This is a genomic window from Nocardia sichangensis, from assembly GCF_047200615.1.
Taxonomy (GTDB): Bacteria; Actinomycetota; Actinomycetes; order Mycobacteriales; family Mycobacteriaceae; genus Nocardia; species Nocardia sichangensis.
On sequence record NZ_JBJZOK010000086.1, the window covers coordinates 1 to 2,501 of the forward strand.

The following is a 2,501-nucleotide window of genomic DNA, read 5'->3' on the forward strand; positions in this document are numbered from 1 at the left end:
CGACCGGAGCCGCCGCGAAAGCCATCCAGGTGGCACTCGCCCAGCTCGGCGACCCCTACGTCTACGGTGCGGAAGGGCCGAACGCTTTCGACTGCTCGGGCCTGATGCAATACGCGGCGGCAGCCGCCGGTGTGCGGATTCCGCGAGTCGCGGCCGACCAATACCGCACCCTGCCCAAGGTGAATCCCAGAGACATCAAGCCCGGCGATCTCATTTTCCCCTCGAGTTCGTTCAAGGGACCCAACAACCCGGGCCACGTCATCATGTACATCGGCAACGGCATGTGCGTCGAAGCTCCCCACACCGGCGGCCACGTCCAGTACCGGAAACTGCCCAGCAGTTACGCGGCCGCGCGGTGGGCGTGATCAGTCGATCCGACGTGCCCGCTGTCTGCCGCCGCCGCACCGGAGCCGATCGTCCGCGACCGGCGTCAATACCCCACGTACGAGCCGCCGCCGCGCATCTGCACGATTCCCGGCACGTTGCTGACCGACCCGTAACGTTCGATGGCGTACCGAACGCCCGCGACGATATTGTCCACCGGATTCCAGATATCACGGTGCCCCGGAACGGAGTACGCGTTGAACGTCGGATCGATGGTCTGCATCAGGCCTTTCGACGGAATTCCGGCCGCGGCGTTGCTGTCCCAGAGATTGATCGCGTTGGGGTTGCCACCGGACTCGTGCTGGATGATCGCCGCGATGTCGGCCGGATCGATCTGGCGCGTGTCGTAGCCGTGCTGACGCAACACCTGCAAGGCTTCGTTGATCCATTGCCCCTGCTGGCCGGACGGCCGTGTGCGTGGCGGACCGCCGCTGGGCCCGTGCGTGCCCGAGTGGGACGTGCGGCGGGGCCGCCGCGGCTGGACGGGACGCGACTCGCGCAGATAGCGGTCGGCAAGAGCAGCTACGCGATCGGCGGTGAGCACTGCGGCGGCCTGTCCTTGGCCGAGCACGGTTCCCGCCCGTTGTAAGGCGCTGTCCAAGGTCGAGATCACCAATTGCCTGCTCGCGTTGGCGTCCTGGACGGTGCCGAGCGCGGTCAGCGCGGTGTTCACCTCGGCGAGGATCGCACCGATCGCTGCGCGTCCCTGCGTGCTGTTGTCGACCGCGCCGCCGAGGATGCGTTCCAGCTCGGCGTTCATCGACTGTGTCGCATCGCCGTGGCGTGCTCGATTCTGATTGCTGTCGGCGTATCGAGAACCGAGCGCACCGTCCCACACGACGGGTCCGCTCGGCCGCGCCGCGTCGAGATCGGGCGGCGCGTACGGCTGTCCCGTCACGGCGGTCGGCGGGCCGTCACCGTATTGGGCGGCGATGGCCGCCAGCGCGCCCATCGCCGCGGCCGCCATGGGCGTGGACGAGCCCGCCATGCCCAGCGTGTCCGAGCGCGGAACGGAGGGTGAACCCGCAGTCGCGGAGGTCGTCTCGGATGCCGACGGTGCATTCTGGGTGCGCCCCTGAGCTGTCGCGCCGACCGGTGCCGCCGGTGCGGCCGCACCCGGCTGCGGCCGCGGAATCGGGGTGGGAGCGCCGCGCGTCGCGGACTTGGCGGGGCGGCGCGGCGCGCTGGTGGTGGCGCCCGCACGCACGTCGCGCGGATCGCCGGGCTCATCGGGATCTCGCTCGGGGCCAAGGCGATCCGCCGGAGCCATCACTCCCCCCGCTGCGTGCGGACGCTACGCGCGGTGACCACAGAGGCAGCCATGATCCACCTTCCGCCGGATGCCCCGGTACGCGCTGCCGATCGCCGGACATGATCGGTGCGTGCTGGAACCGGGAGAGCGCACAGCCGATGCGGCAAGCCCGCGCCGATGCGGTGAACTCATGCCGCTTGCCCGGCTGTCGGCTCACCCGACTCGGAATGCCTCTTCCCCGGCACTCGTCCCGAAGCGTATCCGCAGCCTAATGCAGGTACCTCCCCAGCACTCCCATGCTGTTCCCGCTTGCGGGAATATCGGTGCCCGGCACGCGGCTGCGGACAACCCCGTGGCGCCTCGATGGAAGAGGGCACCGAGCGACTGGTGAAGGCCGGGCGAGGTCAAACGGCGACGTTGCGCATCGCCGAGGCGATGCTGTTGGCGTAGGCGATGCGCTGCCCTCTCGCCTCACCGGAGCTTCTTTCGTAATACTGATCGAAGACCGCCGCCGCGTAGGCGGGCGTCTGCGCGGCCCGGAGATATCCGTACGCGGTGGATTCATTGCTGCGCAATTCGGCCATCATGAAATCGATCTGGACCTTCCAGTCGGTGACCGGCTTCCCTTGGGCTGCCGCGAACCGCTCCAGGGCCTGCCGCCGCCCGCCCCGCCACTGACACAGACCGATAGCGCCTTCGCCCGAGTTGTACGCGCTGGTGTTGAAACCGGACTCGACCTGCAGGTTACCCACGATTCCGGCTGCTTGGGCCGGCGTGAGACCGTATTTCGAGACGAGGTAGCGATAGACATCCGCCGGATTGGCTTTCGAGCCTCCCGGAATGTTGTCGCCGTTGCCGCGCGTGC

Annotated in this window: 3 protein-coding genes; 1 reads left to right on the forward strand and 2 read right to left on the reverse strand. The window is 68.5% G+C overall.

The annotated features are described in order from the left end of the window. Positions 1–365 (forward strand): C40 family peptidase (locus ACL03I_RS39150; RefSeq protein ID WP_355081620.1); only part of this gene is annotated, 365 nt, incomplete at its 5' end. Between the two features lie 65 nt (positions 366–430). On the opposite strand, the gene ACL03I_RS39155 is transcribed toward ACL03I_RS39150, so the two are convergent. Both ACL03I_RS39155 and ACL03I_RS39160 read right to left on the reverse strand, forming a co-directional pair. Beyond that, a complete protein-coding gene (locus ACL03I_RS39155) occupies positions 431–1,654 on the reverse strand; it encodes a transglycosylase SLT domain-containing protein (protein ID WP_412808619.1) in 1,224 nt (407 codons plus the stop codon). Between the two features lie 386 nt (positions 1,655–2,040). After that, a partial coding sequence (locus tag ACL03I_RS39160) for a phage tail tip lysozyme (protein WP_355081624.1) occupies positions 2,041–2,501 on the reverse strand: 461 nt, incomplete at its 5' end.

What these genes read in the sequence shown, in the direction of transcription:
- ACL03I_RS39155 (WP_412808619.1), bottom strand. Translation starts at nt 1,654, where the DNA reads ATGGCTCCGGCGGATCGCCTTGGCCCCGAGCGAGATCCCGATGAGCCC.